4 protein-coding genes and 1 pseudogene are annotated in these 3788 nt (G+C 34.9%); 3 read left to right on the top strand and 2 right to left on the bottom strand.

What is annotated here, in order from left to right:
• Window positions 1-423: 423 nt before the first annotated feature.
• Together PBN151_RS30120 and PBN151_RS30125 are read right to left on the bottom strand one after the other, a co-directional pair.
• Window positions 424-549, bottom strand: a complete 126-nt coding sequence (locus PBN151_RS30120; RefSeq protein ID WP_083545401.1) for an IS3 family transposase — start codon at window positions 547-549, stop codon at window positions 424-426.
• A 3-nt stretch (window positions 550-552) separates the two neighbouring features.
• Window positions 553-1662 (bottom strand): acyltransferase family protein, encoded by a 1110-nt coding sequence (locus PBN151_RS30125; RefSeq protein ID WP_072732264.1) that lies wholly within the window; start codon window positions 1660-1662, stop codon window positions 553-555.
• Window positions 1663-1986: 324 nt separating this feature from the next.
• Here PBN151_RS30125 and PBN151_RS30130 point away from each other — a divergent pair, with 324 nt between their 5' ends.
• From PBN151_RS30130 to PBN151_RS32205, 3 genes and pseudogenes are all read left to right on the top strand, one after another.
• Window positions 1987-2463, top strand: a complete 477-nt coding sequence (locus PBN151_RS30130; protein ID WP_083545402.1) for a DUF4179 domain-containing protein — start codon at window positions 1987-1989, stop codon at window positions 2461-2463.
• A gap of 70 nt (window positions 2464-2533) precedes the next feature.
• On the top strand, window positions 2534-2755 hold the full coding sequence (locus PBN151_RS32405; protein ID WP_265332145.1) for an alanine--tRNA ligase-related protein: 222 nt from the start codon (window positions 2534-2536) through the stop codon (window positions 2753-2755).
• Window positions 2756-2784: 29 nt separating this feature from the next.
• Window positions 2785-3603: pseudogene (locus PBN151_RS32205) on the top strand (alanine--tRNA ligase-related protein).
• Window positions 3604-3788: the final 185 nt, after the last annotated feature.

Genomic DNA, 3788 nt, shown 5'->3' on the forward strand with positions numbered 1-3788 from the left:
AAAGAAAGAATTAGTTTCTATGTGTCCAAATTTATGGGGTTAATCCGGTATAGTTACCAGCTTAAGTTTATTTTTTGGTACTGGGGCTTCTAAAACAGTTAAGTTTGATGGTTCAACTCCTATTACACTCAATGGAAATTTGATAGATTCAAAAGCATCAGTGTTGGAATGATATATTCGAAATACATTTGATACTGACTGGCGTGGGGAACTTATTGAACGACTCTAGTTAAAACAAAAAGGAGTAGCGAATGCTACTCCTTTGCTCTTTCTTCCATTCGTTATAAAATTTGACTTCGCAACAAAGTAATATAGTCTTGTTTTTCTGATAACCGCAGATACGGTTATTGTGACTACTGTAAGCATCCAGCAATTCTACATTAACCATTTTTCTTGATCCGCATGTGGATTGTGAATACTAAACTAGACAACTTTTTTACGGGCTAATTTTCTGTAATCAACTCGTCTCATATAGCTTAGTGTTCCGTGAATCCGGTGTTTATTGTACCAGTTCACATAATCATTTAACAACAATTTCAGATGCTGCAAGTATCACACCTTTTTTTTGAACTTTGTTGTTCTTTGTTTTGCCCAATTGATACATTTCTTTTCAATTAAATGGTATGATAATATAGAACAAAGTATTGTCGTTGTAATACATAAGATAAGAAGAAAAAGGGTAGGTATCTTAGCATACAAAAGTTTAAACAGTACCATCGTGATTGGAAAATGACATAAATAGATACTATATGAAATTTCCCCTAAGTATACAAATACACCCTTATTTAAAATAGTTTTTACCTTTAGGTTATTGATTGCCATAATGATTATTATACTAACACCAATTACGACACCCCAATCTTTTAATAAGAAAGTAGTATCATTTTGAGAAAGCCCATAAATCAAAATGGAGTATAAATACAGAAAGACCCCTAATGCGATAAGTAGTTTTCTATTTATACTTTTCATATTTTTATATAATTGAGTAAGTTCTTCCTGATGTTTAAAAAGTAGCATTCCAACCATAAACATTGACGTGAAATGCAGTGTATCGGCGTAACCATTATAAAATCCCTCAGCTTTCCCAATATGCAACATATTAAGGAAAATACTAATTAAAGAAAAGCTCATGGCAAACAGTATCGTTTTCTTCCAACTCTGTTTATAAAAAAGAAGGAACAGCAAGGGGAACACGATAGATATACGCATTTCTTGAGCCAATGACCAGATCACCGGGTTGTAATTGTCTGTAAAAAAATTGTTTAGAAGTACAATATGATTGATAATATCTAATTTTGTTATAGAACCCTGCCACTTATCATAGAACCAATCTCGTAATCCCATCACCTCATACGGCGAAAATAAAACGAATAAAGCGAAGGTGATGAAAATCCAGACATAATAAGGGATATAGATTCGTACAAATCGCTTAATTAAATATCCCCAATAATTTGTTTTTGAATGATAAAGTGCCATAGATAGTACATAACCACTAAGTACATAAAAAATGATTACAGCTTCTCCACCAGCCCATAAAAACCTAAGAGGGGAGAATTTAATAGAATTAGGCAATGATGGTAGCATTAAACAAAAGTGCCCAAATACCACTGCAATAGCGGCTAAACCTCTTATAGAATCTAATTCTTTTATTCTTTTACTCATAAATTGTTCTCCTAATAAACCGTAGATTTTGTTGTTAATAAAGATGACTATACTAAGTGAAAATATCGTGTTTATTTTTCTTTAAATCCCCATATAAACGCTACAGAAAACTGTATCTTCTTTTAAAGAGATTTTTCATATTTGTGCATTAAATTATAGAATATATATTTAAAGAAAACAGAAATTTTATCTTAAGTTTTTATTAAGATCTATTATTCATGCGTTGGGTCAGAATATGAATATCTAATTTATCAAAAATGAAAGGCTTTTTTATGTGCGTACAAAACATTGACCCCGTCAAGCATCTCAATAATCTGATCGAACATGGTAAAACAGTGCTTTGCCAAATCTTCTGGATTTCAAAATATTCGTCATGCTATTTATGAACTATTGAACGATGTAGATATCGATGACAAGGAATTCGAGGAGATTAGGGTTAGTGAAATCGAATGGGCTAGAGTCAAGAAAGCCGTGAAAGAAACAATCCATCGAAAGAAACGAACTTGGATCAAGGGCATTACGGCCGCTGTGATTGTAGCTTGCATATCAACGGCAGCATTGGGAGCTGCGTTCCCAGCTTATGCGAACAATATCTCTATAATCAGAGATATTTTTAGAATAATTGGAACTGGGGTTTACCATGATTACAAAGAATTTTCGAATGAGATCAATATGTCGCAAGAGAGCCAAGGCATAGCGTTCACTATTAATGAGGCGATTTTCGATGGCGAGACAGTATCATTAACCTATTCATTAGATAGTAATCAAGATTTAGGAGATGCCTCCGGATTAACCCAATAAATTTGGACACATAGAAACTAATTCTTTCTTTTTCATTCATTTTCGTTTGGAGGTATTGAGCGTGGTGAAAATGACACCAGATGAGTTAAGAAAATCATATATTGATTTTATGAAAGGAATAGGGGCTAGCCAAGTGCCCTCTTCTAGCTTGTTACCAGAAAATGATCCCTCAACGTTGTTTACAGGAAGTGAAATGCAACCTATGGTTCCATGTTTATTGGGGGAAAAGCATCCGATAGGTAATGAGATTGCTAATATTCAGAAGTGTGGACAGTGGATATTGATGAAGTAGGAGATACGTCGCATCTGACATTTTTTGAAATGATAGGTCGATGGGAGTTTAAAGCAAATGAAAATAACTATAAGAAAAAGCAAATCGATGCCATTTGGAATTGGCATATTATCGAATTAGGAATTGATCCTGGCAGGCTGTATATCAGTGCTTTTATAGGAAGTGATGATTTGAATAGACAGAAAGATACGGAAGCCATTCAAATCTGGTCAGAAAAATTTAAATCAGTTGGTATAGAACCTATCATTGAAGATGATCCCTATCAATATGGGGCATCTAGAGGTGGAAGAATATTCTTATACGATGAAAAAGAAAATTGGTGGAGTTGAGCCGGAAGTCCATTGGATATGCCTGTTGGTGAACCGGGTGGGCCTGATAGTGAAATGTTCTATGATCTTGAACCAGCCGGTGATTCACTGGATCATCCTGCTTCTGTAAGCGAGAGGTTTTTAGAAATTGGGAACAACGTATTTATGTGTTACAAAAAAGAAGACACAGGATTTGTAAAAATGCAAAATCCCAATATTGATTATGGAGGCGGATTAGAAAGGGTTGCAACAGCCCTTAATGGTGACAAGGATATTTATAATACGGCTTTCTTCCTTAATCCCAAGAAAAAATTGATGGGGTTAAGTGGTAAACAATATGCTGACGATTTAAAGTCGTTTAGAATCATACTTGATCATGTGAGAGCGGCTACTTTTCTAATTAATGATGGTGCGGAGCCAGCTAATAGTGATGCAGGGTATATAACAAGATTAGGAAAGTTCAGTATTAAAAAAGAACAATCTTCTGCTGCTGGAGTTAGAAGGATTAAAGGAGTAATTAATAAAAACGCGGAACAATAGCTGATGTTTTAGGATTGCCATTTGTAACAACGTTATGAGTTGCCGGGAATCCAGGATGAATGATAAAGCCGGCAATCGAAGAGGCTTTGACATCGCTTGGCCTTTCCGTTGGCGGTACCGGAGCACAGTATTCAAAGAAAGGGGCTGTCCCATAAGTAGGTTTTTACTACTTGTGAGACGACTCT

The organism is Paenibacillus sp. NAIST15-1, assembly GCF_001894745.1.
GTDB classification, from domain to species: Bacteria; Bacillota; Bacilli; order Paenibacillales; family Paenibacillaceae; genus Paenibacillus_B; species Paenibacillus_B suaedae.